The 25,704-nt window shown below is 65.2% G+C and carries 29 protein-coding genes; 7 read left to right on the forward strand and 22 right to left on the reverse strand.

What is annotated here, in order from left to right:
- On the reverse strand, positions 1 to 287 hold a 287-nt coding region (locus tag JOZ06_RS20205), incomplete at its 3' end, for an ATP-binding cassette domain-containing protein (RefSeq protein WP_293235790.1).
- Positions 288 to 321: 34 nt separating this feature from the next.
- Positions 322 to 1,416: a 2-aminoethylphosphonate ABC transporter substrate-binding protein gene (gene phnS / locus JOZ06_RS20210; RefSeq protein WP_293235792.1), complete on the reverse strand. Its 1,095-nt coding sequence runs from the start codon at positions 1,414 to 1,416 to the stop codon at positions 322 to 324.
- A gap of 242 nt (positions 1,417 to 1,658) precedes the next feature.
- On the opposite strand from phnS, the gene JOZ06_RS20215 reads away from it, so the two are divergent.
- Positions 1,659 to 2,768: a 2-aminoethylphosphonate--pyruvate transaminase gene (locus JOZ06_RS20215; protein ID WP_293235794.1), complete on the forward strand. Its 1,110-nt coding sequence runs from the start codon at positions 1,659 to 1,661 to the stop codon at positions 2,766 to 2,768.
- 71 nt (positions 2,769 to 2,839) lie between these two features.
- Here the strand turns inward: JOZ06_RS20215 and JOZ06_RS20220 are convergent, their stop codons facing one another.
- The 3 genes from JOZ06_RS20220 to JOZ06_RS20230 form a co-directional block, all read right to left on the reverse strand.
- Positions 2,840 to 3,595 (reverse strand): DeoR/GlpR family DNA-binding transcription regulator, encoded by a 756-nt coding sequence (locus JOZ06_RS20220; RefSeq protein WP_293235796.1) that lies wholly within the window; start codon positions 3,593 to 3,595, stop codon positions 2,840 to 2,842.
- A gap of 98 nt (positions 3,596 to 3,693) precedes the next feature.
- A complete protein-coding gene (locus JOZ06_RS20225) occupies positions 3,694 to 4,119 on the reverse strand; it encodes an organic hydroperoxide resistance protein (RefSeq protein ID WP_293235798.1) in 426 nt (141 codons plus the stop codon).
- A 96-nt stretch (positions 4,120 to 4,215) separates the two neighbouring features.
- Positions 4,216 to 4,680, reverse strand: coding sequence for a MarR family transcriptional regulator (locus tag JOZ06_RS20230; protein WP_293235800.1), 465 nt, complete (start codon positions 4,678 to 4,680; stop codon positions 4,216 to 4,218).
- A 100-nt stretch (positions 4,681 to 4,780) separates the two neighbouring features.
- On the opposite strand from JOZ06_RS20230, the gene JOZ06_RS20235 reads away from it, so the two are divergent.
- Positions 4,781 to 5,554, forward strand: coding sequence for an SDR family NAD(P)-dependent oxidoreductase (locus JOZ06_RS20235; RefSeq protein WP_293235802.1), 774 nt, complete (start codon positions 4,781 to 4,783; stop codon positions 5,552 to 5,554).
- Between the two features lie 519 nt (positions 5,555 to 6,073).
- On the forward strand, positions 6,074 to 7,396 hold the full coding sequence (locus tag JOZ06_RS20240) for an amino acid permease (protein ID WP_293235804.1): 1,323 nt from the start codon (positions 6,074 to 6,076) through the stop codon (positions 7,394 to 7,396).
- Here JOZ06_RS20240 and JOZ06_RS20245 read toward each other — a convergent pair.
- From JOZ06_RS20245 to JOZ06_RS20255, 3 genes are all read right to left on the reverse strand, one after another.
- Entirely contained in the window at positions 7,386 to 8,264 is an 879-nt protein-coding gene (locus tag JOZ06_RS20245) for a class I SAM-dependent methyltransferase (protein ID WP_293235806.1), read from the reverse strand. The genes JOZ06_RS20240 and JOZ06_RS20245 overlap by 11 nt on opposite strands.
- Before the next feature lie 3 nt (positions 8,265 to 8,267).
- Complete coding sequence (locus JOZ06_RS20250; RefSeq protein WP_293235808.1) at positions 8,268 to 9,044, reverse strand: glycosyltransferase family 2 protein; 777 nt, start codon at positions 9,042 to 9,044, stop codon at positions 8,268 to 8,270.
- 96 nt (positions 9,045 to 9,140) lie between these two features.
- On the reverse strand, positions 9,141 to 9,902 hold the full coding sequence (locus JOZ06_RS20255; RefSeq protein WP_293235810.1) for a lysophospholipid acyltransferase family protein: 762 nt from the start codon (positions 9,900 to 9,902) through the stop codon (positions 9,141 to 9,143).
- A gap of 210 nt (positions 9,903 to 10,112) precedes the next feature.
- Between JOZ06_RS20255 and JOZ06_RS20260 the strand changes: the two genes are divergently transcribed.
- Genes JOZ06_RS20260 through JOZ06_RS20270 form a run of 3 tightly spaced genes read left to right on the forward strand, consistent with a single transcriptional unit; the run spans position 10,113 to position 12,119 of the window.
- Complete coding sequence (locus tag JOZ06_RS20260; RefSeq protein WP_293235812.1) at positions 10,113 to 10,394, forward strand: acyl carrier protein; 282 nt, start codon at positions 10,113 to 10,115, stop codon at positions 10,392 to 10,394.
- Positions 10,391 to 11,635 carry a beta-ketoacyl-[acyl-carrier-protein] synthase family protein gene (locus JOZ06_RS20265; protein ID WP_293235814.1) on the forward strand — a complete coding sequence of 415 codons (1,245 nt, stop codon included), beginning with the start codon at positions 10,391 to 10,393 and terminating at the stop codon, positions 11,633 to 11,635. The genes JOZ06_RS20260 and JOZ06_RS20265 overlap by 4 nt, the downstream gene beginning before the upstream one ends.
- The gene (locus JOZ06_RS20270) at positions 11,628 to 12,119 is read left to right on the forward strand and encodes a 3-hydroxyacyl-ACP dehydratase (RefSeq protein ID WP_293235816.1); all 492 of its coding nucleotides are present in this window, start codon (positions 11,628 to 11,630) and stop codon (positions 12,117 to 12,119) included. Before JOZ06_RS20265 ends, JOZ06_RS20270 begins: the two co-directional genes overlap by 8 nt.
- Before the next feature lie 116 nt (positions 12,120 to 12,235).
- Here the strand turns inward: JOZ06_RS20270 and fabG are convergent, their stop codons facing one another.
- The 13 genes from fabG to JOZ06_RS20335 form a co-directional block, all read right to left on the reverse strand.
- Positions 12,236 to 12,955: a 3-oxoacyl-ACP reductase FabG gene (gene fabG / locus JOZ06_RS20275; RefSeq protein WP_293235818.1), complete on the reverse strand. Its 720-nt coding sequence runs from the start codon at positions 12,953 to 12,955 to the stop codon at positions 12,236 to 12,238.
- A gap of 14 nt (positions 12,956 to 12,969) precedes the next feature.
- Entirely contained in the window at positions 12,970 to 13,416 is a 447-nt protein-coding gene (locus tag JOZ06_RS20280) for a 3-hydroxylacyl-ACP dehydratase (RefSeq protein WP_293235820.1), read from the reverse strand.
- Entirely contained in the window at positions 13,413 to 14,207 is a 795-nt protein-coding gene (locus JOZ06_RS20285; protein ID WP_293235822.1) for a beta-ketoacyl synthase chain length factor, read from the reverse strand. The genes JOZ06_RS20280 and JOZ06_RS20285 overlap by 4 nt, the downstream gene beginning before the upstream one ends.
- Positions 14,204 to 15,397 (reverse strand): beta-ketoacyl-[acyl-carrier-protein] synthase family protein, encoded by a 1,194-nt coding sequence (locus JOZ06_RS20290; RefSeq protein ID WP_293235824.1) that lies wholly within the window; start codon positions 15,395 to 15,397, stop codon positions 14,204 to 14,206. The genes JOZ06_RS20285 and JOZ06_RS20290 overlap by 4 nt, the downstream gene beginning before the upstream one ends.
- A 79-nt stretch (positions 15,398 to 15,476) precedes the next feature.
- The gene (locus JOZ06_RS20295) at positions 15,477 to 16,283 is read right to left on the reverse strand and encodes a polysaccharide deacetylase family protein (RefSeq protein WP_293235826.1); all 807 of its coding nucleotides are present in this window, start codon (positions 16,281 to 16,283) and stop codon (positions 15,477 to 15,479) included.
- Positions 16,280 to 16,942, reverse strand: coding sequence for an alpha/beta hydrolase (locus JOZ06_RS20300; protein ID WP_293235828.1), 663 nt, complete (start codon positions 16,940 to 16,942; stop codon positions 16,280 to 16,282). Before JOZ06_RS20300 ends, JOZ06_RS20295 begins: the two co-directional genes overlap by 4 nt.
- A complete protein-coding gene (locus JOZ06_RS20305) occupies positions 16,926 to 19,265 on the reverse strand; it encodes an MMPL family transporter (RefSeq protein WP_293235830.1) in 2,340 nt (779 codons plus the stop codon). The genes JOZ06_RS20300 and JOZ06_RS20305 overlap by 17 nt, the downstream gene beginning before the upstream one ends.
- A complete protein-coding gene (locus JOZ06_RS20310) occupies positions 19,262 to 19,849 on the reverse strand; it encodes a LolA-related protein (protein ID WP_293235832.1) in 588 nt (195 codons plus the stop codon). Before JOZ06_RS20310 ends, JOZ06_RS20305 begins: the two co-directional genes overlap by 4 nt.
- A 7-nt stretch (positions 19,850 to 19,856) precedes the next feature.
- Positions 19,857 to 20,780, reverse strand: a complete 924-nt coding sequence (locus JOZ06_RS20315) for an acyl-CoA synthetase (protein ID WP_293235834.1) — start codon at positions 20,778 to 20,780, stop codon at positions 19,857 to 19,859.
- Positions 20,777 to 21,073 (reverse strand): beta-hydroxyacyl-ACP dehydratase, encoded by a 297-nt coding sequence (locus JOZ06_RS20320; RefSeq protein WP_293235836.1) that lies wholly within the window; start codon positions 21,071 to 21,073, stop codon positions 20,777 to 20,779. The genes JOZ06_RS20315 and JOZ06_RS20320 overlap by 4 nt, the downstream gene beginning before the upstream one ends.
- On the reverse strand, positions 21,070 to 22,422 hold the full coding sequence (locus tag JOZ06_RS20325; protein WP_293235838.1) for an AMP-binding protein: 1,353 nt from the start codon (positions 22,420 to 22,422) through the stop codon (positions 21,070 to 21,072). Before JOZ06_RS20325 ends, JOZ06_RS20320 begins: the two co-directional genes overlap by 4 nt.
- Before the next feature lie 7 nt (positions 22,423 to 22,429).
- Entirely contained in the window at positions 22,430 to 23,116 is a 687-nt protein-coding gene (locus tag JOZ06_RS20330) for a hypothetical protein (protein ID WP_293235840.1), read from the reverse strand.
- A complete protein-coding gene (locus tag JOZ06_RS20335; protein ID WP_293235841.1) occupies positions 23,113 to 23,403 on the reverse strand; it encodes a phosphopantetheine-binding protein in 291 nt (96 codons plus the stop codon). Before JOZ06_RS20335 ends, JOZ06_RS20330 begins: the two co-directional genes overlap by 4 nt.
- A gap of 226 nt (positions 23,404 to 23,629) precedes the next feature.
- On the opposite strand from JOZ06_RS20335, the gene JOZ06_RS20340 reads away from it, so the two are divergent.
- The gene (locus tag JOZ06_RS20340) at positions 23,630 to 24,319 is read left to right on the forward strand and encodes a phosphatase PAP2 family protein (protein ID WP_293235843.1); all 690 of its coding nucleotides are present in this window, start codon (positions 23,630 to 23,632) and stop codon (positions 24,317 to 24,319) included.
- Here the strand turns inward: JOZ06_RS20340 and JOZ06_RS20345 are convergent.
- Entirely contained in the window at positions 24,309 to 25,523 is a 1,215-nt protein-coding gene (locus JOZ06_RS20345) for a winged helix-turn-helix domain-containing protein (protein WP_293235845.1), read from the reverse strand. The two genes, JOZ06_RS20340 and JOZ06_RS20345, sit on opposite strands and share 11 nt — an antisense overlap.
- Positions 25,524 to 25,704 lie beyond the last annotated feature (181 nt).

Genomic DNA, 25,704 nt, shown 5'->3' on the forward strand with positions numbered 1-25,704 from the left:
GTGATGTCGCGGCCGCCGACCGTCAGCGTGCCGGCGAGCGCGTCGGCTTTGAGAAAGCCGGCGATGAAACGCAGCAGCGTGGTCTTGCCGCAGCCGCTGCGGCCGAGAACCGTCAGCAGTTCGCCTCGTTCAATGGTCAGAGACAAATCGTCGAGCACCGTGCGCGCGCCGAAGCGCACGGTCAAATGCTCGATACGCACACCGCTGGCGGTTCCCGGCGCGACGGCATCTTGCGTTAAAGCCGCGGCGTCGGACACTGCTTGATACGTGAGGCTGGCCGTGTCCACCGTCCATTCTCCTGTGTGAGTCGGAAAGAGAGGCTTATTGCGCCGGCTTGACCAGCTCGGTCGGTTTGTCGGAGCTGCCGATGACCTCGCTCTTCCAGCGCGCCGTCCAGGCGGCTTTATTGGCCATGACCTGAGTCCAGTTCACCGGGATCACCTTGACGCCGGCAATCGCCTGCTTGACGATCGCGCCGTTTTTCCCGGTCAACGCGACGTCAGTGCGGCCCGGAATGCCGAACACGTCCGGCACCTTGGACTGCACCGGGGTCGACATCAGGTAGTCGATCAGCTTCTTGCCCTCGGCCGCGTTGGGCGAATTCTTGATCAGGCCGATGGCGTACGGCAGTTGGAAGGTCGTCGGCTGGCCGCCGGCGCGCGCGGCGAGAAACACCGGCTTGAGCGACAGGCCGCCATTGGCTGCGTCGTCGAGGTCCATTTGCAGGTCGCCGTTGGCCACGGCAATTTCATTGCGCGACAGCAGCACGTCCAGATAGCCGGTTCCCTTGGTGTGGAACTTGGCGTTTTGCTCCAGCTTCTGCAGGTAGCTGAAGGCCTGGTTTTCGCCCATGAGCGCGGTGGTCAGGATGACGACCGCCATGCCGTCGCCGGCGGTCGCCGGGTTGGAGTAGGCCACCTTGCCGCTATATTCCGGCCGCAGCAGGTCGGCGAAGGTTTTGGGCGGTGTTTTCACTTCGGCCGGATTGATGGCGAAGGAGAAATAGTTGTTGACGAAGGTTGCCCACGAGCCGTCGGCGGCTTTGGCGATGGCCGGCACGTGCTGATAGTTGGGGCTGCGATAGGCTTGCAGCAGGCCGTTTTGGCCGGCTTGCTGGATGAACGGCGGCAGCGTGACGATGACGTCGGCCTTGGGCGAGTCCTTCTCGATATTGGCGCGGTTGACCACCTCGCCGCTGCCGGCGGTGACGATGTTGACCTTGACGCCTTCCTTCTGTTCGAACGCGGGCAGTACGTCCTTATAGAAATTTTCCAGACCGTCCGCGGTGTACAACACTACGTCGGCGGCCTGGGCCGATTGGGCCAGACAGGTCAGGGCCGATGCCACGGCCAGGGCCGGCAGCAATTTGCGAGCGATGCGCGAGGGCGCGCCGGGGCGAAGATGAGTCCGAGTCATGTCGCATTCTCCAAGGGCTAAGCCATCAAATGGCTGTTGAACAGTTCGCGGTTGATGCGCACCGGCGCGCGTTGCCGCGCGCTTTGGGGCCGGGCTGGCTGGTGGGCCCGTAGAGATTTGCAGTTTTTCGTGACAAACAAATGACCGATGGCAAAATTTCCAAAAAATGACACAATTTGCCAATAAACTGCAACTTGCCGGTCACAGTGACCGGCGAGCGGGACTTCATAGGAGGAGGCGTTGTGATCTTAGGAAACGATCCGGTTTTACTGACCCCGGGACCCTTGACGACCTCGCCGGCCACTCGGCAGGCGATGCTGCGCGACTGGGGCTCGTGGGATGCGGCGTTCAATCGCATCACGCAATCGGTGTGCGCCGATCTGGTGGATATCGTTCATGGCGGGCAAGCGTACGTCTGCGTGCCGATGCAGGGCAGCGGCACCTTCGCGGTCGAGGCGGCGCTCGGCAGCCTGGTGCCGGCGGATGCCTGCGTGCTGGTGGCCAACAATGGCGCCTACTGCGAACGCATGCTTCGTATTCTTGAGCGGCTGGGCATCGCCCATGTGGCGTTGCCGTTGGCCGAGGACCAGCCGGTGAGCGCCGACATGATCGAAGCGGCCTTTGCGCGCGAGGCGCGCATCACCCATGTCGGCCTCGTGCACCTGGAGACCAGCGCGGGGCTGCTCAATCCGCTCGACCAGATTGCCGCCGTCTGCCTGCGTCAGGGCAAGCGTTTGATCGTCGACGCGATGAGTTCGTTCGGCGCCTTGCCGATCGATTTGCGCCTTGGCGGCATCGATGCGCTGGTTTCCGCCAGCGGCAAGTGTCTCGAAGGCGTGCCGGGCCTCGGCTTTGTCATCGTGCGCCGCGCGCTGCTCGAAGCGAGCGGGGGACGCGCGCGTTCGCTGGCGCTCGATCTGTACGATCAATACCAATACATGCGCGAGACCACGCGCTGGCGTTTTACGCCGCCGACCCACGTGGTGGCGGCATTGCGCGCGGCGTTGGATCAGTTTCAGGCCGAAGGCGGTCAGCCGGCGCGCGGCGCGCGCTATGAGCAGCATTGCGCCGTGCTGGTGCGAGAAATGCGGCGCTTGGGGTTCGTGCCGTTTTTGCCGCCGGAACATCAGGCGCCGGCGATCGTGACCTTCCACGCGCCGCGCGATCCGGCTTGGCAGTTCGACGCGTTTTACCAGGCGGTGCGCGCCGAAGGCTACGTGCTCTACCCCGGCAAGCTGACCCGGGGCGAGACCTTTCGGGTCGGCTGTATCGGCGCGATCGACGTCAATGAAATCCACAACGTCGTTGCCGCCATCGGCCGCGCGATCGACTCGCTCGGCTGGCGGGTCTAGGGTCTGTCGTCGGGTGTTTGGCGCAATGCCGCGCGTTGCGCGGCGATTGCGCCCTACGCAACGGGAAAATGCTAGGGCAGTAGGATTTCCGGGCCGCGCGCCGCAATCGCTTGCGCGATGTCCGGCGCCGGCGCGCTTTCGGTGATCAGGTAGCGCGCTTGCTCGAAACCGTTGATGCGCACCGGGGTGACGCGGCCGAATTTCGACTGGTCGGCCACCACGATGGCGAGGTTGGCGGTGGCGAGCATGCGGCTGCGCACTTCGGCAACCAGGCGGGTGTAGTCGGTCAAATACGCGTCTGGCGTGATGCCGCAGGCGCCGACAAAGGCGAAGTCGACGCGGTACTGAGCGAGCTGCTGCATCGTGTCGAGCCCGAAGGCCGCGTCTTCCGTATCCGACAGTTCGCCGCCGAGCAAGGTCACGCGGTTGCCGTTGCGGCGGCCGAGCAACAGCGCGATACGCCAGTCGTTGGTATAGACGGTGAGCTTGTGCCGGTCGGCGAGCGCCTGCGCCACGGCGTGGGTGGTGCTGCCGGAATCGATGACGAGCGAGGCGCCGTCCGGCACCAGCGCGGCCGCGCGCCGGCCGATCGCCTGCTTGGCGTCGGCATTGGCGCTTTCGCGCGTTTTGAGGTCGGGCTCCTGACGCTCGCTGGATAGCGCGCCGCCATGGGTGGTGACGATCAGGCCGCGCTCGGAAAGCGACAACAGGTCGCGACGGATGGTTTCGCGCGAGACCTTCAACTGCAGTACGAGGTCCGCCACCGACAGCGCGCCGGTTTTGGCCACTTGCGACAAGATGTATTGTTGGCGTTGTTTGGCGAGCATGCGTCAGGGCCCCTAGGGATGGCCGGTTTGGAAGGCGTTAAATTGTATGTTGAAAAAGCCCCGATGTGCTATCGGGGCTTTGTGTTGCAGCGGGCGATTCAGACTAGATGCAGGCGCACGTCGATGTTGTTGCGCGTGGCGTTGGAGTAGGGGCAGACCTGATGGGCGCGGTCGACCAGTTGCTGCGCCGCGTCGCGCGCCAGGCCCGGCAGCGAGATATTGAGGTCGACCTCGATGCCGAAACCGGCCGGGATGGGGCCGATGCCGACGGTGGCTTCGACACTGACGTCGGCCGGGATCGACAGTTTGTCGCGCGCGGCGACGAACTTCATCGCGCCGATGAAGCAGGCGCTGTAACCGGCGGCGAACAGCTGTTCGGGATTGTTGCCCGGGCCGCCTGCGCCGCCCAGCTCGCGCGGGGTGCTCAGTTTGACGTCCAAACTGCCGTCCAGCGCGACGGCGCGGCCGTCACGGCCGCCGGTGGTGGCAACGGTGGTGCGGTACAGTACTTTTTCGATCGACATGGCGTTCTCCTTTGGGGTGTTTAATTTATATCGTTTGATATTTTATCGTGTACGATATAAATGTTAAGACAACATTTGCTGGGTTGAATTCATCGCTCAGTCCGCGTTGAACAAGTTGGCGCGCAAGCCCTTCAACTGGTCGCGCAGCGTGACGATCTCGTCCAATGAACAGCCGAGCGCCTGGGCGACACACATCGGAATCGGCTCGGCCTGCGCCCGCAATGCCTTGCCGGCCTCGGTCAGCGTCACCCGCACCTGCCGCTCGTCGCCGGCGTAGCGTTGGCGCTGCAGCAGCCCGCGCGCTTCCAGCCGTTTCAACAGCGGCGTCAGCGTCGTGGTTTCGAGGTACAGCTGGGCGCAGATGTCCGACACGTTGACGTCGTCCCGCTCCCACAGCACCAGCATGACCAGATACTGCGGGTAGGTGAGGTCCAGCGGCTTCAGCGCTTTGCGATAGACCTTATTGACGCCCAGCAGCGTCGAGTACAGCGCAAAGCATAGCTGGGCACTGAGTTTCAGATCATCGCGGCGCGGGCCGCCGGTCGGCGTTTCGTTCTTCATGACGCCAATATATATCGCGTGCGATATTATTGCAAGCGCTATTTTTCACCGCCTTGCGCTGAGGGCTTCGGCTATGCTGTGAGCGAAGGAGGTGACGCCAATGGCGCGCGTTTTCATTACCGGATCGAGCGATGGGTTGGGGCGGCTGGCGGGCGAGTTATTGCTGTCGCAAGGCCATGAGGTGGTCTGGCATGCGCGCAACGCGGCGCGCGCGGACGAGATGGCGGAGCGGTTGCCCGCCGGGGCGGCGGTGACGATCGGGGATCTGTCGAGCCTCGCGCAGATGCGCGCGGTGGCGGAGCAGGTCAACCGCATGGGTGTGTTCGATGCGGTGATTCACAACGTCGGCGTCGGCTATCTCGAACCGCGGCGGGTGGAAACGGCGGACGGATGGCCGCTGTTGTTCGCCGTCAACGTCATGGCGCCCTATGTGCTGACCGCGCTGATCGACCGGCCCAAACGGCTGGTATATCTCAGTTCGGGTATGCATCTCGGCGTGAGCGCCCATCTTGACGACACGTTGTGGACCCGGCGCCGCTGGGAGGGGGCGGAAGCTTACGCGGAGAGCAAGTTGCACGACGCGCTGCTGGCTTTCGCCATTGCCCGGCATTGGCCGGCGGTGCAGGCCAATGCGGTGGATCCGGGCTGGGTGCCGACGCGCATGGGCGGGCTGTCGGCGCCGGACGATCTGGATCTGGGGTGTCGCACCCAGGCGTGGCTCGCGGTCAGCGACGAGGCGGCCGCGTGCGTGTCGGGCAAGTACTTCTATCATCTGCAACAGCAAGATGCCAATCCCGAGGCGCGGCGGTCCGATCTGCAAGACCGGTTGATTGCCCTGTGCGCGCACTATTGCGGTATCGCTTTGCCGGATTAACGGCCGTGGTGTTTGGTGTGGCGTGCGTTGCTTCGCGATAATAGCAATCGTTTTGTCTGACAAAAAAACAATGAGGCAAAAGACCATGACTGCCAATATCTTCCAGTTTTCCGGATAAGATATTCTCCAGGAACGCCTTTTTTCATGGCCTTGTCATCAATGAATGGCTGATATAGTATTTTCTGCGAGGAAGTTGGTTATTTGAAAACAACCTCGCATTGTTTTACTACCCCCGTGCCGGTTGATGGATCGCTGTTTTTTCGATCTCATCGCATCATTGTTTTTCGCAAAATACCGCTTTCTCTTGGTGAAGCCCGCGCGCATGCCGCGCGCCGTGTGCTTTCTACCCCCATCAGCATAATTGGCCGTTAGCCGTTTTTTTGCCCGCATTCAAATGCGCTGACCGTTTTGTTTTTATATGGCGTCATCGCCAGGGGATTTTATCGCCTGCGATTTTTTAAATCAGGCCACATAGATGGCCAATCGTTTTTTGCACATCACTTCGCAATGAGGTTAAGTATGAAATCAGACTATAAAATTGGCGTTGGTCTAGCGACTTTCTTGGTCATGGCCAATATGCTGGGGTCGGGCATTTCCATGGTGCCGGCCTATATGGCGTCGATCGGCACCATCGGCACGTTGAGTTGGCTGATCGCCATCGTAGGCGCCGTATCGCTGGCCCTGGTGTTTTCCCGTCTGGCCATTGTCGATCCGGCCGAGGGCGGGGTCGTGGCCTACGCCTCGAAGGTGTCGCCGGTGCTGGGGCGGCAAACGCAGATCTTCTACGTGTTGGCGAATTTGACCGGCAACTTGGCGGTGGCGGCGACGTCGATTGCCTATTTCAGCATGCTGTTCCCTGTGCTGCAGGATCCGCTGGTGTCGTCGATCAGCATTATCGTCGAGACGTGGATTTTGGCGCTCATCGCCATGATGGGGATAGGCTGGGTGGCGCGGCTGGCCACGCTCGGGGTGATCATGATCGCCCTGCAGATCGTGTCGGTCGGCACCTACGGCTGGACCGCGTTCAGTCCCGCGCTGTTTGCCCAGAACTGGAACGTGTCCGGTTCCGGCGCCTTGAGCGCGATTTTCTCCGGCATTCTGGTTTGCCTATGGAGTTTCCTCGGCGTCGAAACCGCGAGCGTGAACAGTGGTCTGGTCAGGAATCCGAGCCGCACCGTGCCGTTGGCCACCATGCTGGGCGTCGGTCTGGTCTGCTTGGCTTACTTCCTCTCCTGCACGGTCGTGGGCGGGCTATTCACGATGAAGGTGCTGGGCAATACGCCGGCGCCCTGGGTTCTGGCGGTGAGCACGCTGTTCTCGCCCAAGCTTGGTCCGTTGGTCGCCGCGGCCGAGTCGGTGTTGTGCTTCGCATCGCTGTGTTCGTGGATTTTCATCGTCGCCGAAGCCGCCGCGCGCGCCGGCGCCGACGGCACGCTGCCGAAGCTGTTTGCCGAAACCAACGCGCGTGGCGTGCCGGTCAAGGGCATCGTCGTCGAGGCGGCGGTCATGACCGCCGCGATGATCGTGGCCATCGTGCTCAAGCAGGATCTGGTATCGATCTTCGGCGCCACGGCGACGCTGGCGTCGCTGTTCGTCCTGTTCCCGTATTTCTATTCGATCCTCTATCTGCTCAAGCGCCAGGAAAAGAAAGGCCCGCTGCTGACCGCCGCGGCGATACTCGGCATGTTGTTCTGCTTTGTCGCCATTGCCGGCGGCACGCAGGTTCAGCTGGCCTTGACGCTGGTCGTGGCGCTGGGGTTGTTCCTGTTGTCGGTGCGCGCCGGCGACGCGGACGGGCTGGCATCGGGCAAGGCGCCGGCAGACGCGGCGATTAGCGAATAGGGCAGGGTAAAGGCAGGCCGCCAAGTCCAAACCAGCGCGCCAGATTATCGAAATCGCGCTGCAGCCCGCGATCGAGCTGGCGAAAGGCGGCTTGGACCCGTTGCACGAGCGGCGGGTCCAGCTCGCGCCGGCTTGCGCTGCGGAAAATCATCATGAAGGGTGCGAGCGCGGTGTGGTAACCGTGCGCATCGAGTCGGCTGTCGGTCAGCGCGTTTTGCAGTTCTTCGAAGCTGAAGGCCGCGCGCATCGAGTGAAGAAAATCCAGCGTGAACGGCGCGGACTGCATGTCGGCGCGGTCGTAGGCGAAAAACCGCTGGGTCGCCGCGCGCTTGAGGCGGCCGAAGTCGGCCAGGAACAGTCCGCCGTCCGGTTTCAGTACGCGGCGGACTTCAGCGAGCGCGCGCGTCAACGCGCCGACGTCGTTCAAATGGTGCAGCGACATCGTGCATAGCACGGCGTCGAAGCTCGCCGCCGCCAGATCGTTGAGACAGGTGACGTCGCCATGGCGCAATGTGACATTGTCGAGGTTTTCCCGCGCCAGCGTGTCCCGCGCCAGGCCCAGCATGCGCTGGGAGGCGTCGACGCCGACGAACTGGCAGTCGCGGTTGAGCCGCGCGATCTGCGCCAGTTGGTTGGCCGGGCCGCAAGCCAAGTCCAGCACGCGGTCGCCGCTGCGGATCACCGGCAGCGACAGGGCGGCGTGAAACAGATAGATGTAGGCCAGAATGCCTTGTTCGCGGCCGCTGTCGGCAAAGGCGGCGACTTGCTCCGCGGCCTCCATCACACCCTGGTCCTCGGGCGTGCGCGGCAGGCAATGGCGTGTCAGCCGTTCCAGCAGCAGGTGGGCGATCATGGCCGGTGCCGACATGGCTCAGCGCTTTCCGCCGGAAGCCATGGCGCGCCGTTGCCACAACAGTAGCGGCAGGCGTAGCACGAATCCCGTCATCAAGCGAATGTGCATCCAGGTCAATAGCCGGTTGTCGCGCCAGTAGTTGAAGTGGGATACCCCGCCTTCGCCGGGTTGAAAGTACTTGACCGGCGCGGACAGGTTGATCGGCCTCACGCCAGCCCAGCACAGGCGCACCACCGCTTCCGGATCGAAGTCGAAACGGCGCATCCAGCGCTGCCGGCGCATGATGCGCCGCAACGGGGCGATCGGGTAGACGCGAAAACCGAACAGCGAGTCGCCGATGCCCATGCCGAGCGTTTCCAGATTGGCCCACCAGTTGGAGATCTTGCGCCCTTTGACGCGTAGCGACGGCGCGCTGGCATCGAACACCGGCACGCCAAGCACCATGGCGTCGGGCGCGTCGCGCGAGCAGGTCATGAAATCGGGAATGTGATCGGCCGGGTGCTGGCCGTCGGCATCCATGCACAGCACATGGCTGAAGCCCTCGCTCTGCGCCTGGTCGAGGCCGAACAGCACCGCGGCGCCTTTGCCGCTGTTTTCCGGCAGGGCCAGTACCCGCAGTCCCGCATCTTGGCGCGCCATTTCGCGCAAGGCCTGCTCCGAGCCGTCGGTGCTACCGTCGACGACGACCCAGACCGGCTGCCATTGCGCGCGCGCGGCGCGGACGGTGTCGAGCACCTTGGGTCCGGGGTTGTAGCTGGGGATCAAAACCAAATGGGACGACGACGGGTTGTTCATGCTGCCTTGGATTAAGCGGCCCGGCGCGATGATCCGGGCGGTAATGGATAAACCCGCTGGAACATAGCCGATTCTCCAGCGGGCGGTCAAGGGTCCCTAAAGCTTCATGGCGGGATCGATCGGGCGCGGCACGGCCGATTCAAAATAACGCTGCAGTTTCGCCGAGGTGATTTCCAGGTTGTCATCCGCGTCGAACACTTCGCCGGGCACGGCGCGGTAAATCATCGGAAATGCCGGGGGGCGCCATATTTTCCACCCTTTGCTCAAATACGCCGAGTTGGTGGTAATCAAAACGGTTTGCAGCGGCGCGCCGGCCTTTTTGGCGATCAGCGCCGCGGAGCCTTGAAAATCGTTGACCGGCAGCCTGACGGTGCGTGTGCCCTCGGGAAAGATCATCAACAGATTGCCTTTCTCCACACGGTCGATGGCCTGTCGAAACATCAACCCCGGGTGACGGTTGGAGACGTAGCCGGCCAGCCGCGCGCCGGCGCCGAGAAACAGATTGCCGCCGATGCTGGCTTTCATCAGGCAGATGGCGCGGCGCACACGCGAGAGCACGAGAAACGCGTCGATCATGCTGGGATGGTTGGGTACGAGCAGCAGACGCCCGCGGCCATTGAGCGCGTCAAGCGCCTGCAGATCCAGCCGCATGATGCCGCAGGCCTGGGCGCCCTCGAGAAAGACGCGGCAGATGAGGCTGATGCCGCCTTGGACCAGCGGCTCTCGCAACGCGCGCGGCGCGGCGAATAACGGCAGAGCCAGTACGTTGCCGAGAAGCAACATCGATCCCAGCCAAAGCAGCAGCGTGTAGAAGAGCAGAATCTGATGGAGACGATGTATGTAATGCAGTATGGCCATGCGGTATCAAATAGTCATTGCCTGGCCGATAGGCGCTGGCGATGGACACTATGATAAGGGATCGGGCCGATGTTGTGCCGCGCGATTTAATCGCGGGCGGCGATGCGCATTTTACGAACCTATAAAAAGGCCATTGTCGACCATTTTTGCACGGTTTTACTTTATAATCCCTTAAATTGTTATAAGCCCTGTTCGCACGCTGGAATCTACATGCTAGAAGATATCGTTAAAAGCTATTTGATCGACAATAAAGGCAAAGATCCGGCCTTATTCGACAATCCCGATCTGCTGGTTTCCGAGCTGAAGCTGGATTCGCTCGATATGGTGGAAATGCTGTTCGAAATTGAAGACCGTTGTGGATTTCAACTTCCCGATCCGATGCGTTACGCGCAGATGCATTTTTCCGCCATGCTGGCGGATATCGAACAAGCGATTCGAGAACACAACAATGGCGAGCTGCCTGCGTTCGACCTACAGGCGACCTCGCATTGACCAACGTTCTGATTACCGGCATGGGCGCCATCAGTCCGCTCGGCGCTGATCGGCGGCAGTCGTTTGCCGCCGCGCTGGCGGGGCGGTGCGCCATCGGGCGCGCGGCGCCGGATATCGCCCAATGGCTGCCTCAGGTGCTGACCGCGCCGGCCGCCGCCGAACCTTCCTCTTTGCTGGATCCTCGTTGCGCCGGACTCGACCGGGCAACGCAGTTTGCGCTGGTGGCGGCCAACGAGGCCCTCTGCGATGCCGGCATCGCCGCCCATCCCGACGATGCGCGCCGTATCGGCGTTTATGTCGGCATCGGTTTTGGCGGCGCACAGACGGTCGACGCGTTGTATGCGCGCTTGCAGCAAACCTTGCGCGACAACGGCAACCCGGCCGTGATGCACCCGCTGTCGGTGCCGCGCATGATGGCCAACGCGGCCGCGGCGGCGGTATCGATGCAGTATGGCCTGCACGGACCCAGCTATACCTATTCGGTTGCCTGCGCGTCCTCCGCCGTGGCGATCGGCGAGGCGTTCCGCGCCATCCGCGACGGTTACCTCGACGCGGCCGTGGTAATCGGCGCCGAGGCCATGCTGACGCCGGGCGCCATGCTGGCCTGGAATGCGCTGCGCGTGATGGCCAAGCCCGACGCCGACGATGTGTCGCGTAGTTGCCGGCCTTTCGCCAAGGGGCGCAGCGGCTTTGTGTTGGGTGAGGGCGCGGCGGCCATCGTGCTGGAGAGCGAGACGCGCGCGCGCTCCCGGGCGCAGGCGGCGCTGGGCGAGGTCTGCGGTTATGGCTGCAGCAGCGATGCGTCGCATCTGACGGCGCCGTCGAGCGAGGAGCAAGTGACCGCCATGCGCCAGGCTTTGGCGCAAGCGGGGCTCGAACCAGGGGATATTCAGTATCTGAATGCCCATGGCACCGCCACCGAAGCGGGCGACGTGGTCGAGACGGCATCGATCCGCGCGGCGTTCGGCGCCGCCGCCGAACGGCTGGCGGTCAGCTCCACCAAGTCGATGCATGGCCATTTGATCGGTGCGAGCGGCATTCTCGAGTTCGTGCTGAGCGTGATGGCGATGAATGCGGGCGCCCTGCCGCCGACCGCCACGTTGGACGAACCGGATCCGCGTTGCGACCTGGATTTCGTGCCGCGCACCGCGCGCCATGACTGCGAGGTCTCCGCCATCATGTCCAATTCCTTTGCTTTCGGCGGCAGCAACGTGTCGCTGGTGGCGCGTCGCCATGACTGACGACGCCGGCTACCGCTATCCCATCGCGCTGACGCGTTCGGACATCGAGGCGGTGCTGCCGCACCGCGGCGATATCTTCTTTTGTCAGCGGCTGACCATTGACGGGCCCCACCACTTTTCCGGGGTGGCGCGCTGGTCTGGAGACAATCCGCTGATTCGCGGGCATTTCCCGGGCATGCCGGTGGTGCCGGGGGTCATGTTGATCGAGGCTGCGGCGCAACTGGCCGGGGCCGGCCTGCTGGTGGGCGATCCTTACGTCAAAACCTTGCCGGCGGCGTCGGTGGGCGTGCTGGCCGGCGTGCGCAACGGCTGGTTCAAGGCCGCGGTGCGGCCCGAGACCGACGTGGCGTTCGCGATCCAGTGCCGGCAATTGGCGCCGGCGCTGGTGCAGGTGAATGCGCAAATCACGGTCGGCGACAGCGAGGCGGCCAGGGTGGAGTTTTCCCTTGCCTACGTGCCGAGCGAACAGGTGTTCGCCGGCTAGCGGCGTTGGCGCAATGCCGCGCGTTGCGCGGCGATTGCGCCCTACGACTCCTGATGCGCTCGCGTAGGGCGCACTCGCCGAAGGCAGTGCGCCACAGACGCGCGCGGCGCCAGACCCTAGACCATCCCGCCGTTGATCGACAGGATTTGGCCGGTGATATAACCGGCTTCCTCCGAGGCCAGATAGGCCACGAGCCCCGCCACTTCCTCCGGTTTTCCCGCCCGCTTCATCGGCACCAGGCGCGCGATCGCTTCGGCGTCGAAGGTATCCTTGCTCATTTCCGATTCGATGATGCCCGGCGCGATGGCGTTGACGGTGATGCCGCGGCTGGCCAATTCCAGCGCCAACGATTTGGTGGCGCTGTGCAGCGCGCCCTTGGCCGCGGCGTAGTTGGTTTGGCCGCGGTTGCCGGTCAGCGCGGCGACCGAGGTCAGATTGATGATGCGTCCCCAGCGGGTGCGAATCATCGGCAGCGTCAGCGGCTGCGTGACGTTGAAAAAGCCGTGCAGCGACACGTCGATGACCCGGTGCCACTGTTCGGGGCGCAGGCCCGGAAAGACGGCGTCGTCATGAATGCCGGCGTTGTTGACCACAACCTGGATCGGGCCTTGCTCCAGTAGTCCGTCCAACGCCGCGCGCGCGGCATCGGCATCGGTGACGTCGAATTGCGTCACCTCGGCCGCGTTCCCCGCTTTGACCAGCTCGGCGCACAGCGCCTCGGCCGTTTCGCGTTGCCGGTGGGTATGGATGACGACGTGAAAGCCGTCGCGTGCCAGGCGTCGGCAGATGGCGGCGCCGATAGCGCCGCTGCCGCCGGTGATCAATGCGCGTTTCATCGTGACAAACTCGCTTAAGATGTGGGGCCGGCGAGCGCGTCGGCGTCCAGCACGGCGCTGATGCGTCCGCTGGCCAACGGCGCGCCGGCATGAATGTCGAATTGGTACAGCACGGTGACGCCGTTGCCCGATAGCCGGGTGGCGCGAATGATCAGCGTCTCGCCGATGTCGTCCAGACGCGGCCGGTACCAGCGCACGTCGCGCACGCTGGCGAGAAAACCCGCCTTGGGCGGCGCGTCCGTGCCGGCGCGCAACGCGCCATGCATCGCCATGGCTTGCGCCGCGTATTCGATGACGTTCGCGATGCCGATCCGTCCGTCCGCCATGAGCGGATTGTCGCCGCGTCGATGACTGTCGGCTTGGCAGACGATGGTCTCCGCATCCCACTCGATCACCTGTTGCAGCAAGCACATGTCGCCCTGATGGGGAATGCGCGCGGCAATGTCGTCGTGGCCGATCATCCGCCCACCTCGATGGCCAGACGCGTGTCGTCGAGATAGTCGAGCACGACGCGGCCGGCGCCGCCGCCTGCCAAGCGCTGCAGCAGCGGCAGGGCGCGGGCGGTGGGAATCTCGCGTCGCAGCTGCTCCAGCGGCGGTTCACTCAGGGTGTCGGCCGGATCACGGGTGAGCGATAGGCCGAGCGTCGCCATGCTGTGCGCGCCGCGCGTGGGCGAGAGCACCAAGCCGACACCGAAGGGAAAGGGCACCGGGCGCAGTGCAAAGAGCGGCTCGGGGTACGCGGTGTCGAACGCGATGAGCAGGCAGGGCGCGCCGCTCGTCAGCACCTGGCCCGCGGCCTCGATCAGGCCGGCGCCGAACGATGCGTCATAGGCGCTGAGGCTGGTGGAGGCCGCTTCGCAATGCGTGGCGATACTCCAGTAGCCGGCGGCGGCGTTATGCACGGAATTATGAAAGCGTGTCGGCGAGATCATGCGCTCGCTCGACGCCAGCGCGTCGAGCAGATGGTGGCAATTTTCACAGTCGCCGCCGCTGGATGTGAACACGTTGGCCAGGCCGCCCGGGTCGATGCCGGCGGCTTCTGCCGCGGCGAGGCCGACTGCCATCGACAGTTTGATCGAGGTGCCGGCGCGGCGGCGCTCGGTGGCGGGCAGCAATGCCGGCGCCGTCACGGTCACCGGGGCGAGCTCGGCCGGCTTGTCGCCGCAGAGAATCGCAACGGCCTCTTCCCAGTCGGGCAGGCCCGGCCCCAGCAAACTGATGCCGTCCAGGTAGATCGCGTCCATGCTCATGCCGCCTCCCGCGAGAAAATCAGGCTGCAGTTGCTGCCGCCGAAGCCGAAGGAATTGCTGAGCACGTGGCGCAACGGCCGCTCTTCCGTGGCCAACAGATAATGGCTCTTCAGGCGCGGATCGAGGTGTTCGGTGCCGACGCCGCCCGGCAGAAAGCCGCCATCGAGCACAATGGCGCAGAGGATCGCCTCGATGCCGCCGGCCGCGCCCAGCGTGTGGCCGGTGTGCCCTTTGGTGGAGCTGCAGGGGAGGCGGGTGCCGAACACGGCCGAGACCGCGGCGTCCTCGGCGGCGTCATTGCTCGGCGTGGCGGTGCCGTGCAGGTTGATATAGTCGATGTCGCCCGCCGTCAGGCCGGCGCATTGCAGCGCGGCGGTCATGGCCGCGCGCGCGCCCAGTCCTTCCGGATGGGGGGAGGACATGTGGTAGGCGTCGCTGGTCTCGCCCACGCCGGTCAGCAGGATGCTGCCTGGGCGGGCGTCGTGCGGCCGCTCCAACAGCGCGTAGGCGGCACCCTCGCCGATCGAGATGCCATCGCGGTCCGCATCGAAGGGCCGGCACGGATTGGGCGACACCAGTTGCAGCGACGAGAAGCCATAGACCGTGGTGAGGCACAGCGAGTCGACGCCGCCGACGATGGCGGCGTCGACGAGCCCCAAGGCGATCAGGCGCTCCGCCGCGCCGAATACCTTGGCGCTCGACGAGCAGGCGGTGGAGATGACGCAGGCGGGGCCGGCCAGGTCGAAGTAGTGGCGCACGAAATCCGCCACCGAATAGGCGTTGTGCGTTTCACGGTAGCGATGATCGCCGGGTAGCCGGCCGCTGGCCGGATCACGATGGCGATAGGCGATTTCGGAGCTGAGAATGCCCGAGGTGCTGGAGCCCAGCAGCACGGCGACGCGGTCCGGGCCGTAGCGGCCGACCGCCTCGCGCACGCGCTCGGCGAAACCGTCCTGTTCCAATGCGTATTGCGCCAAGCGGTTGTTGCGGCAATCGAAGCGGGCCAAGTCGCTGCGGATTGCCGTCGCGTCGAGCCCCGCGACTTCGCCCATGCAGAAGGCAAAATCGATGGTTTCCCACTGTTTGCGGACAATCCCGCCTCGCTGGCGGCGCAGGGCGTCGGCGTGGGGGGCGAGACCCGCGCCAAGCGCGCTGGTCAGGGTGTAGGCACTGAGTCGGAGGGCTAGCATAAACACTTCACGGCAGGTCGATGCGGCGCGGCATTGGCAGGCCGCGCTGTCGGGTTGGGAAACGGTAAACGGGCGCGGCTCATGGGCGATCCTCGTAGGCCTGGCGCAGGGTCACGGGCTTGAGTTGGCGCTCGGCCAACGTGTCCAGAATGCGCGGGAGAACGTCGAGTATGACCGGCTGGCCATTCAAGTCACGTGCGGCGTTGCCGTCGTGCAGCAACAGGATATCTCCGGCACGGAGATGGCGGGCCAGTTTGGCGTAAACCGCCTTGGGATTTTTGTCCCGCGTATCATAACCTCGACGTGTCCAGCTCGCAAGAAACAGCCCGGCGCGGTGCAGACAGGGGTCGAGGAAGGGATTGCGCAGCCCGGCGACGGCGCGGTAGAAGCGCGGGCGCTGCCCGGTCAGCGCTTCGAGCGTGGCTTGTCCTTCACCGATTTCGCGGCGCCAGCCGGCAAGGCCGCTGAACGCGGTGAAGGTGCGATGGCGCTGGCCGTGGTTTTCAATGGCGTGGCCTTCCTGCACCATCTGGCGGCACAGTTCGGGGTAGCGCGCCGCCTGCTCGCCGATGCAGAAGAAGGTGGCGCGCGCGCCGTAGCGGCGCAAGATGGCCAGCACTTGCGGCGTGACCTCGGGGTCGGGGCCGTCGTCGAGGGTGAGGGCGATTTCGCCGCGCGCGATGGCGGCGGCCGGCAGCCGCGTGAGATTGCGTCCCAGCAAGCGGCAACGCGGCAAGAGCCCCGCGCTGGCGATGACGGCGTGCAGCGCGATCAGCGCGCCGATAAGCCAGGGCCAGAGCGCCGGCCGGGCGACGAAGAGGCCGAGCGCCAGCAGGTGCAGCACCAGGCACAGCCGCAGGAAAGGACTCGGTTGCCAGCGTGTCATGGCGATTGCTCCCAGGGGGCGTCACGCAACCAATCTTCCCACAGCGCGCGCCAAACCGGCCAGCTGTGATCGCCATCGACGCGATGAACGCGCGTGGGGGGGATGAGGCTGGCAAGCAGTTCCTGGCCGTGGATGAAGCGGTCGTTCCGCGCGAGTCCCAGCCAGACCGGTAGTGTGCGTTGGCCGGGATTTCCCTCGCGCCACAGCCAGTGCCACCAGCCGCGTTCGTCGGTGCGAGAAGCCGCGGGATCGCGCGCCCAGGCGTCAATCCCCGTCGCGGAAAGTTCGTTGAGGACGTCCGCCGTGCCGGGGTAGGGCGCGATCAGCTTGATGCCTGCCAGATGCGCCGCATGCTGGGCGGCGTAATGGAGCGCGTTGAAACCGCCTAGCGAGATGCCGGCGAGCCAGATATCGGCATAGCCTTGCGCTTTGGCCGGCAGGATCACCTGGTCATGCAAATCCGGCGCCACCGTTTGTGCCATCACCTGCTGATAGCCGATGTCGGCGAGCACGATGTCGAGCGCGAGTCGCCGCGCACGCACGGCGGCGACGAACCCTTGCTCGATCAAGTCCTCCAGCCGCGCCTTGGCCGGCGGCAACAGCACCAACAGGCGCGGCGCGCGCTGACCGGGACTGGCGGCGTCATACAGGGTGCGCATGGGGACGGACTCGCGCCAGCATGGCGGCAAAGAGCAGGGCCAGGAACGCGCCGATGGCCACGGTGGAACCGATGTAGGACAGCACGGGCACGCTGGATGTGCCCAATAGGCCGAAACTCATGACGGTGGCCAGATTGGCGATGACGAGCGAGGTTTCCATCTTGCGCGTGTCGCCGACGTCGTCGCTCACGAAAAACAGCGCGTAGTTGGAGCCGATGGCGACCACCAGCAGCAAGCCGACCAGATGCAGAATGGTCAGCGTGATGCCGGCGAGATGCAGCAGCGCCACGTCGCACAACACGGCGCAGACGAGCGGAAAGGCCACCACGCCCGCGCGCCGCGGTCCGCAGGCGATGGCAAGCAAGAGCAGGATCGCCAGACAGCCGAATCCGGAGAGGATCAGCGCCTCGTGGGTATAGCTGTCGAAGATGCCGGTGGTTTCTTCCAGTAAATCGATCACGGTGACTTGACCGAGGCGGGCGGCGCCGAGTGCCGCGCGCACGCGGTCGAGGTCGATTTGATCGCCGTGCGCGCCTTCGCCGCTCGGGCGCAGCGGCATCAGCACCAAGTAGCCGTCCGGCCGCTTGATCAGCATCGAGTCGAGCAGCATGCCGGAAGCGGTGCCGGCCAGCGCGGCGCGCGTCAGCGGCGCCTGTGCTCGCGCCGCGCGCAAGTCAGCCAGGAAGCCCTCAAGTTTGTCGGCCGACAGCGGCAAGCCGGCGACCGCCGTTTGCAGGTTTTGCCGCGCCGCGCGCTCGTCCGGCAGCGCCGATCGGCGCGCTGCCTGCATGGCGAGACTGGGCAGCAGCTGACTGGGCGCATGGAAGCCGCCGATCGTTTGCGCGCGCGCCAAGCGGGAGAGCACGGCATCGACCCGTTCCGAGGCGACGAGCGCGCTTTCCTGGTCCGGCGCGGTGAAGCTCGCCACGTAACGGGTGTCGTTGCCGCCGAGGTCGCCGCGCAGTTGCAGGTCGAGCTGGCTTTGCGCCTTGGTGATCGGGCTCAGCGCCGTCAGCGAATGGTTCCAGAGCGTGTCGCGGTTGACGACGACGAGCGCGGTGGCCAGCACGCCGGCGGCCGCGATCAGCCAGTAGAAGCGCGCGAGTCCGTCGAAAACGCGTTGCAACAGCGCGCCGAACCGGGTCAGGTTGCGCAGCCGGGCGCCGGCGGGAATCAGCCCCGGCAGCACGTAGCGCGTCACCAGCGCGGCGGCGACGAGGCCGCTGATCGAGTAGAGGCCCAACTGCGACAGGCCGGGGAAGCTCGAACTCAAGAGGGCGGCAAAACCGACGATGGAGGTCAGCACCCCCAGCCGGATGGTGCGCCAGAAACCGGAGGGATGCGCGCCGTCGCTACGTTGCATGAACAGGTAGATCGAGTAGTCGACCGCTTCGCCGATCAGCGTGGTGCCGAACCCCAGCGTCAAGCCATGAACATGGCCGAACGCCAGGCTCACCGCGGCGATGCCGGCGAGCGCCCCGGAGACGACCGGCACCAGGCCGAGCAGCAACAGCATGGGCGAGCGGTAGATCAAGAGCAGCAAGCAGACGACCAGCACGGTGCCTACCGTGGCCAGGCGGGCGACCTCGCCCTGGATGGTGTCGCGGGAAGCCACCGACAGCACGCTGGTGCCGCTCATCACCAGCCGCGTGCCGGCCGAGCGGTTCGGCAGTGCGGAAAAGGCGGCGCGGATGCTGTCGAGCGCGCGCGCTTGCGCGTCGGTGTTGAGACCCGACTCGGCCAACTGCGCCATCAGCACCGCGCGTTGGCCGTCGCGCGAGACCCAGACGCCGTTGTCGGTGCGCGGCGGCGTGTCGCCGCCGAATTGATCGATGATGCGCAGGGTTTCGCCCGTCGGATCGCGCGGCAGCAGCGGTTTGATGGCGAGGCCGGCGTCGCCGGAGAGTTCGTCGATCATGTCCTGGATGGCTTGATGCATGCCCGCGGCGCCGAAGCGCGCCGGCGTAACCGCCGGACTCAGCAGGTAGCGGTTATCGAAGTAGTAGCGTTGGTCGCGCTCGCTGGTGGCGGCGTCGCCGTCTTGCACCGAGGCGAATTGCGGGTCGCGCGCGAGTTTGCCCGTCAATTGGCGCGACAGCCTGGCGCGCTCTTCGGCGCTGCCGCCCTCGATGCCGACGAGCACCAGGCGGGCGATGGCGCCGTCTCGCAGTTGATCGACCAGCATCTGCTGACGCACGCTGGGCGTTTTAGGCATAAAAGCCGACAGGTCGGCAATAAAGCGGGTCTGGGCGATCACCGCGATCGCGGCCAGCATGGCGGCCGCCCACAGGGCGAGAATGATCTTTTGCGGCAACGGCTTCATCGCGCGGCGGTGCTGGTGATGGTCATGTCGGAACGGTCGCCGTCCGCTTGCAGGAAGGAGATGGTTTTGACCTGCGCGCGTGCGCCGCTGATGCGGATTTGGCTGATGATCTTTTGCATGCGCGCCTGCAGCGGCGTCAACGTCAATTGCCAGTTGCCGGCCGTGCCGTCCAGCGCGATGGCGTAGTAGCGCTCCAGCGCGCCGCGGTCTCCCGACAGGGTGGCGCGGATGCTTTCGACGAAGGCGGCCGCTTCCGGGCGGTCAGACAAGGAAACGGTCATTTTTCGACCATCGCTGCGCTCCAGCGTCAGCCGGTCGCCAACGAGCACAATCGCTTCCGGCTTGGGCTTCAGCGTGCGTTTTTCCAATCGGTCCGGCGCGGTGAACGACAGTTCGCCGGAAGATTCCAGCGGCTCCTTGAGTACGGCCAGCGTCTTTTTCTCGACGAAGGTGGCTTTGCCGGACGGTTGCTGGCTCAGCATCTGCATCAGGTCCGGCATGCCGAAGCTTGCGGCATGGGCGGCGGTCACGGCCAGCAGGAACAGCAGGCCGGCGAGCGGTTTGGCGACTCGGTGTGCATACATGGCGTTGTTAGCCTTCTTCCCAGAAATCGTAAAAATTGAACCAGTTGTAGGGGGCCGCGCGGCACTGGCGCTCCAGCGCCGCCACATAGCGCTCGAGCAGGTCGCGGATGGCTGCGTCGCGCATGTCGGCCGCCGCCGCGCCGCCTGCCGTCAACGCGTCGAAGTGCACATGGTAGCGATTGCCGCCTTGGTAGAGACCAGTCATGAAATAGACCGGACAGCCCAGCATGACCGCCATGCGGAACGGTCCGGTGGGAAAGCGCGCGGCGGCGCCCAGAAACGGCAGGCTGATGTACTGGTCCGGGCCGACGGCGCGGTCGGCCAGAATGCCGACCAACGCGCCCCCCTCCAGCCGGTCGCGCACGGCGAGCATGGCATCGAGCGAGCCCAGGGTGATGATGTTCTGCATGGCTGCCGGATTGATCACCGACAGGGCGCGGTGAATACGCTGCGCGTTTTCCGGATACATCGCCATAGAGACCGACAGCTCGGGGCGGTGGCGCGCCATGGCGCGCAACACCTCGAAACTGCCCAGATGCGCGCCGAACAGCAGCGCGCCGTGGCCGGCGCCGTGTTCGCGATGCAGGGTATCCGCGCCGTCAAGCGTGATATCGAAGTCGTCGAAGCGGTCTCGCAGCAGGTAGATCCGGTCGTGGATGGTGCTGGCGAACGCCAGGACATGGCGGTAGCGGTCGCGCCAGGTGACGGGTCGCGCCAGGCAGCGCGTCAGATAGGCTTGCGACGCGCGGCGGGCTTTGCCGCCGAAAAGGACGAAATACAGCGCGATGCCGAACAGCACCACGCGCGACAAGCGCCGGCCGAGCGCGAGCGACAGCGCGCACATGATGCCGAGCCAGGCCGCGCTGCCGCGCTCTCGCTGCTGCAGCCAGCTGGGCGCGTCGTCGCGCCCGCCAGCGCGTTGCCGGCTCATACGGCGCTCTCCGGCAGCAGGAACTTGCCGTCGGCGACTTTGCGCGCACCCTCGCGAATGACGAAGCGGACAACGTCGCCCGACGGCTCGATGTCGAGCTGCAATGCCGCGCCGGGGCCTGCCGGGCAATGGAATTTTGCGACCGACAAGCCGATAGGGGCGATGCGGGTGGCTTCGACGATGGCCTGGTAGGCCAGGTCGAGCAGCACGACGCCCGGCACGATCGGGCGGCCGGGGAAATGACCGGCGAAGGCCGGATGATCGGCCGGGATGGCGAGCGTGACGGTGATCATGGCCGCTTCCGCCCGCCAAGGTGCTGGTCGATCAGCGCCGAGAGCGTGCGCGCCAGGATCTTGCCGTTGCCGTCGCGCGGCAAGGCCGGTACGAACACGATGGGGCGGGGCAGGAAGACCGGATCGAGATGGGCGCGCAGCCCGGTCAGGATCGTCTTGCGATCGAGCGTCGGCGCCACGACGAAGGCGGCTAGGCGGCCGACGTCCGTGTCGGTGCCGCCCGGCGGCACGCAGAACACCGCGTCCTCGACGCCCGGGAGGGCGGCCAGCGTGGCGTTGAGGAAGCTCAGCGAGCTGCGCTTGCCGGCGACATTGACCATGTTGGCCTTGCGGTCGAGCAATCGGAATGTCGTGGGCGAGAGAAGCGCAATCATGTCGTTGAGCATCTGCGGCGTCGGGTAGGCCGGTCCATGTGCCCAGGTTTCCCCTTCGTGGGTCTCGAGCGTGGTGGCGCCGAGGCACTGCCAGACGTCGTCGCGGCAGGGGGCGCGCATGGCAAGCTGGCCGGTTTCGGTCGAGCCGTAGATTTCGATCACCGGACAGCCCAGCCGGTGCTCGGCCTCGCGCGCGAGTTCGCGCGACAGCGGCGCCGTGGCCGACAGGATGGCGGCCACCGGCGGCAAGGCGATATCGGCCTCCAATAGCTTGCGCAGATGAAACGGCGTGATGGCCAATAGGCGCGGCGCGGGGACCTCGGCGAGGCTGGCGGCGATATCGAGCGGGAAGAAGGGAATCTGCGCCGAGAGGCGGCCGCCGGCGAACAGCGGCAGCAGCACGCTCGCCTCCAGGCCATACATGTGGCGGATGGGCGAGGTGCCGACCACCGAACAGGGCGCGCCGGCCGCGTGCCACAGCCGCTCGGCGCCGGCCAGAACGGCAAGCCGCAGCCGGCCGAAGGTTTTGTAGTGCGGGGTCGGCGTGCCGGTGGTGCCCGACGTGTAGACGCACGCCACGCGCTGGTCGAACGGGATCATCGGTATCGGCGTGCCTGCCGGCGCCGGCGGCGCCGCGACGGTGTCGACGCGGAAGTAAGGCAGGTGCGCGACCGGCGGCGCGTCCTGGTCGCCTAGGACCAACAGGTCGGTTTGTTCTGCGGCGACGGCGGCCAAATGCTCGGGCGCGGCCGAATTGGGCAGCACCGTGAGACTGCCGCGCGCGATGGCGGCGAACAGCGAAACGGCGAACCAGTAGCGGTCATGGCACATATTGAGCACGCGCGCCCGTTCGGGCAGCGCGGCCGCCAGGGTCAGCACCGCGGCGTGAAATTGGCCGCGCGAGATCCATGCGCCATGGCGGTGGGCAAAGTTCGCGTCGGGGTCGATCTCGGAAAACAGGGGCAGCGAATTCATCACGGCGTCATTCGGTGGGCTCGGTGGGCGCGCCCCACGTGCCGGTTGTCTTGCGCTGTTGCATGTACTGCCGGTACGAGCGGATGGTCTGGGCAATGTTGAAGTGCGGCCGGTCGGGCATTACGCGCAAGCGGATCAAGAACTCGCCGCCGAACATGACGCCGAGCGATACCGGTGTCAGCACCGTGGCGAAAAAGGCCCAGACGGGCAGCGGCGCCCAGCAGAACAAGGTGATGGAAACCAGCGCGCTGATGGCGAAATAGCTTGTCCAGGCGAGCGTGACGCGCCAGGTATAGTGCCGGTAGCGCGCGTCGAGCGGCTCGGCGATGGCGATCCGGGCGACGCGAGAGCACAGCGCGCCCTCGTGGCTCTTGAGTGTGCTGCCGAACAGCACGCCGAGCGATACCATGGCGCCGAGGTGCTGAACGAAGTAGAGCCAAGCCGCATGGCCGAGCAAGCGGTCGATATTCAGGGCGATGGCGGCGAGCGCCGCGAGGCAGGCGGCGGTGGCCGCCCAGCGAAACGGCGAGCGCCAGCAGGCGGCGACGATGCCCGCCGCCAGCGGCAGCGAGCCGACGACGACGGCCACGACCGGCGGGTGGGTGGAGGACGAGGCCACGTAGCTCAACAGCACGTAGAGGCCCAAAACACCCGCCAGCAGGGCGAAGGCGAGCGCGCGCCGCAACGGCGTCATTTGACGCGGCGCTCGCCGACGTAAGCCGTCAAGGCGCGCAGGGAGCCGAAGATATGCGCGTTGTCTTCGCTGTCGGCCTTCATTTGTACGCCGTATTGCTTCGAAACCACCAGCGCGATCTCCAGGATGTCGATGGAGTCGATGCCCAGCTTGTCGCCGTAAAGCGGCTCTTCCGGGACGATGGCCTCCGGCGCGATATCCAGGTTCAGTGCCGTCACGATCAAGGCGGCCATCTCTTTTTCGAGCGCCAGATCCGGGGTGGTTTGTGCGGTGGAGTGAAGTTCCATGATTTGCATTTCGCGCCGATGATTTTGGATAAAACAGGTGTTAATAAAAATGTCCGGCAATCGCCAACGTCATCCACTTTTCGGTATGATCACGTTCCCTGACCGGCGCTGGCGCCGGATTTGTCCGGACACTGCCAAGTTCATTATTCTTGACAGAAAAGGGCAAAATTATAGCAAGAGGGGTGTCCGAAGGTACAGCGCGATATCGGATGAACAAGGAGTCGAATTGAACGAAGGGGTATTGTACCGCCGTAACCGGCCACTGGGCGTGGTGGGCACCGTCCTCACCCATTTCTGGTTCAAGATGTTCGGCACCATGGGATTCACCCTGTGCTTTTTTGCCGCCTATCTGTTTTTGCTGCGCCATCCCGCCTCGCCGGTCTCGCTCATCCCCACGACCTGGCCCGACGCGGCGATCGGTTTTAACCCGGCGGCCCTGCCGATTTATCTGTCGTTGTGGTTTTATGTCTCGCTGCCGCCGGTGCTGATGCTGACGCGCGCCGCCATCATCGGCTATGGGGCGCGGGTGGCTGTGCCGTGTCTGATCGGTTTGGCCGTGTTCTATTTCTGGCCTAATGCGGTGCCGCCCGCGGATATCGACTGGGCGCGTTATCCGGGTGTGGCGTTTCTGAAAAGCGTCGACATGGCGGGCAACGCCTGCCCTTCCTTGCACGTCGCCACGGCGGTGTTTTCCTGCGTCTGGCTCCACTGGCGCTTGCGCTTCTTGCGCGCCGGGCGGTGGCTGCTGGCGCTGAATGTCGTCTGGTGCGTCGCCATCGCCTACTCCACCATGGCGGTCAAGCAGCACGTGGCGATCGATGTGCTCGCCGGCACGTTGCTCGGTCTTCTCGCTGCTTGGGGCACCGGGCTGCGCGCGCACGCCGGGCGCTGGCTCGAACGCCCCGTCAGCGCGTAGCGATCAAATCGCCAAGCGCCGCCGGCACCTGGCCCCATTGCAATGCCGGGGTGCCATGCCAGGCGGCGAGATTGGCGAGCGCGCGCGTCAAGTCTTCCGCCAGGCGCGCGCTGGCGCGCACGCCGGGTTCGAGGTAGAGCGCCTTGATCTCGAAAATGCCTTGCTGCCGGTGCGCCTTGGCATCGAGCCGGCCGACGAGCTTGCCGCGTTGTAGGATCGGCAGCACGAAGTAGCCGTACTGGCGCTTGGGGGCGGGGGTGTAGCATTCGATGCGATAATCGAAGCCGAACAGTTCCTGTGCCCGCTTGCGGTCCCATACGACGGGATCGAACGGCGAGAGCAGTGTCGTGGCGGTGGCCTTGAGCGTGCCGTCTTGCGCCTCGGTCAGCGCGTCGTGGAGTTCTGCGTGGACGAAGGCATCGTGTTTCCAGCCCTCGATACGCACCGGAATCAATTCCCCCTCGTCAGCCAGGCGATGCAGCGCTTCGTCGTAGCGGCCGCGCTTGAGCCGGTAGTAATCGGCGACCCACCCCGCCTTGACCACCCCCAGCGCGCGGCAGCTGTTCTTCACCATGTCCAGCCGCGCCTGTTCGGGGTCCGGCAGATCGCGCCCATCGTCCCAGTCCGGGTGGATGCGCTCGGTCACGTCGTAGACGCGTTGGAAATTCCGGCGTTCTTTCACCATCAAGCGTCCCAGCGTGAAGAGCACCTCCAGGTGGCGCTTTTCCGGCTTCCAATCCCACCAGCCATTGCCCTTGCCCTCTTGGCGGGCGAAGTCGGCCGAGCGCACCGGTCCGTTGGCGCGAATGTGCGCGAGCAGCTGTTCAATGTCTTGCCGGTGTTGGCCGAGCCAGTGCTCCGGGTACTTCCAGCCCATGGAGGATGGGTCGAGCATGCGATGGCGCAGCAGACGGTAGTCGGCGATCGGCACGAAACAGGCTTCGTGCGCCCAATATTCGAACAACGCGCCTTGGGCGAGCCAAGCGTCGAGCCAGGCCGGGTCGTAGGCGCCCAGGCGGCTGTAGAGCACCAGGTAGGGGCTTCTCGCCACCACGCTGATGGTGTCGATCTGCAAGAGCGCCATGCGCCGGATGGCGGCGAGCACATCGGCTTTGACCGCTTTGCGGCGCGATGCGCGCAGCAAACCTTGGGCGGCAAGGTGCAGATGGCGTGCGTCTTGTACTGATAAATGAATATGGGGCATGAGATCGGCATTTTTGTCTGGTTTGTGCCGAAGTGTCCGGCGTTGCCGGCATTTGCGCAAGTCGTCCTGCGCACCGGGCGCCGATTGTCATGCCAGCGGGATTCTGCCACGCTATGCGGGGGTGGTGACGGCCCCTCTGGATTCAAGGCGGTTCTGCACAGCCGCGTGCCGGCGCGGCAAG

This window comes from Paludibacterium sp. (genome assembly GCF_019232825.1).
Lineage (GTDB): Bacteria > Pseudomonadota > Gammaproteobacteria > Burkholderiales > Chromobacteriaceae > Paludibacterium.

What these genes read in the sequence shown, in the direction of transcription:
- fabG (WP_293235818.1), bottom strand. Translation starts at nt 12,955, where the DNA reads ATGAAACGCGCATTGATCACCGGCGGCAGCGGCGCTATCGGCGCCGCC.
- JOZ06_RS20305 (WP_293235830.1), bottom strand. Translation starts at nt 19,265, where the DNA reads ATGAAGCCGTTGCCGCAAAAGATCATTCTCGCCCTGTGGGCGGCCGCC.
- JOZ06_RS20315 (WP_293235834.1), bottom strand. Translation starts at nt 20,780, where the DNA reads ATGAGCCGGCAACGCGCTGGCGGGCGCGACGACGCGCCCAGCTGGCTG.
- JOZ06_RS20250 (WP_293235808.1), bottom strand. Translation starts at nt 9,044, where the DNA reads ATGAACAACCCGTCGTCGTCCCATTTGGTTTTGATCCCCAGCTACAAC.
- phnS (WP_293235792.1), bottom strand. Translation starts at nt 1,416, where the DNA reads ATGACTCGGACTCATCTTCGCCCCGGCGCGCCCTCGCGCATCGCTCGC.
- JOZ06_RS20240 (WP_293235804.1), top strand. Translation starts at nt 6,074, where the DNA reads ATGAAATCAGACTATAAAATTGGCGTTGGTCTAGCGACTTTCTTGGTC.
- JOZ06_RS20310 (WP_293235832.1), bottom strand. Translation starts at nt 19,849, where the DNA reads ATGTATGCACACCGAGTCGCCAAACCGCTCGCCGGCCTGCTGTTCCTG.
- JOZ06_RS20345 (WP_293235845.1), bottom strand. Translation starts at nt 25,523, where the DNA reads ATGCCCCATATTCATTTATCAGTACAAGACGCACGCCATCTGCACCTT.
- JOZ06_RS20260 (WP_293235812.1), top strand. Translation starts at nt 10,113, where the DNA reads ATGCTAGAAGATATCGTTAAAAGCTATTTGATCGACAATAAAGGCAAA.
- JOZ06_RS20220 (WP_293235796.1), bottom strand. Translation starts at nt 3,595, where the DNA reads ATGCTCGCCAAACAACGCCAACAATACATCTTGTCGCAAGTGGCCAAA.
- JOZ06_RS20255 (WP_293235810.1), bottom strand. Translation starts at nt 9,902, where the DNA reads ATGGCCATACTGCATTACATACATCGTCTCCATCAGATTCTGCTCTTC.
- JOZ06_RS20335 (WP_293235841.1), bottom strand. Translation starts at nt 23,403, where the DNA reads ATGGAACTTCACTCCACCGCACAAACCACCCCGGATCTGGCGCTCGAA.
- JOZ06_RS20230 (WP_293235800.1), bottom strand. Translation starts at nt 4,680, where the DNA reads ATGAAGAACGAAACGCCGACCGGCGGCCCGCGCCGCGATGATCTGAAA.
- JOZ06_RS20300 (WP_293235828.1), bottom strand. Translation starts at nt 16,942, where the DNA reads ATGCGCACCCTGTATGACGCCGCCAGTCCCGGTCAGCGCGCGCCGCGC.
- JOZ06_RS20245 (WP_293235806.1), bottom strand. Translation starts at nt 8,264, where the DNA reads ATGTCGGCACCGGCCATGATCGCCCACCTGCTGCTGGAACGGCTGACA.
- JOZ06_RS20295 (WP_293235826.1), bottom strand. Translation starts at nt 16,283, where the DNA reads ATGACACGCTGGCAACCGAGTCCTTTCCTGCGGCTGTGCCTGGTGCTG.
- JOZ06_RS20225 (WP_293235798.1), bottom strand. Translation starts at nt 4,119, where the DNA reads ATGTCGATCGAAAAAGTACTGTACCGCACCACCGTTGCCACCACCGGC.
- JOZ06_RS20285 (WP_293235822.1), bottom strand. Translation starts at nt 14,207, where the DNA reads ATGAGCATGGACGCGATCTACCTGGACGGCATCAGTTTGCTGGGGCCG.
- JOZ06_RS20320 (WP_293235836.1), bottom strand. Translation starts at nt 21,073, where the DNA reads ATGATCACCGTCACGCTCGCCATCCCGGCCGATCATCCGGCCTTCGCC.
- JOZ06_RS20330 (WP_293235840.1), bottom strand. Translation starts at nt 23,116, where the DNA reads ATGACGCCGTTGCGGCGCGCGCTCGCCTTCGCCCTGCTGGCGGGTGTT.
- JOZ06_RS20270 (WP_293235816.1), top strand. Translation starts at nt 11,628, where the DNA reads ATGACTGACGACGCCGGCTACCGCTATCCCATCGCGCTGACGCGTTCG.
- JOZ06_RS20235 (WP_293235802.1), top strand. Translation starts at nt 4,781, where the DNA reads ATGGCGCGCGTTTTCATTACCGGATCGAGCGATGGGTTGGGGCGGCTG.
- JOZ06_RS20325 (WP_293235838.1), bottom strand. Translation starts at nt 22,422, where the DNA reads ATGAATTCGCTGCCCCTGTTTTCCGAGATCGACCCCGACGCGAACTTT.
- JOZ06_RS20290 (WP_293235824.1), bottom strand. Translation starts at nt 15,397, where the DNA reads ATGCTAGCCCTCCGACTCAGTGCCTACACCCTGACCAGCGCGCTTGGC.
- JOZ06_RS20280 (WP_293235820.1), bottom strand. Translation starts at nt 13,416, where the DNA reads ATGATCGGCCACGACGACATTGCCGCGCGCATTCCCCATCAGGGCGAC.